This window comes from Bacillus sp. GS3m_15504 (assembly GCF_055825275.1).
Map to the genome: position 1 here is coordinate 1 of NZ_JBVVNL010000030.1, position 351 is coordinate 351.

Genomic DNA, 351 nt, shown 5'->3' on the forward strand with positions numbered 1-351 from the left:
CTGGAATCGCTAGTAATCGCGGATCAGCATGCCGCGGTGAATACGTTCCCGGGCCTTGTACACACCGCCCGTCACACCACGAGAGTTTGTAACACCCGAAGTCGGTGGGGTAACCTTTTGGAGCCAGCCGCCTAAGGTGGGACAGATGATTGGGGTGAAGTCGTAACAAGGTAGCCGTATCGGAAGGTGCGGCTGGATCACCTCCTTTCTATGGAGAATTGATGAACGCTGTTCATCAATATAAGTTTCCGTGTTTCGTTTTGTTCAGTTTTGAGAGAACTATCTCTCATATATAAATGTATGTTCTTTGAAAACTAGATAACAGTGTAGCTCATATTTTTTAATTTTTAG

Annotated in this window: 1 rRNA gene; it reads left to right on the forward strand. The window is 45.6% G+C overall.

Annotated features, from left to right (window positions below):
• Window positions 1-208: ribosomal RNA gene (locus AC0L0O_RS30040) — 16S ribosomal RNA — on the forward strand; the annotation flags it as partial.
• Window positions 209-351 lie beyond the last annotated feature (143 nt).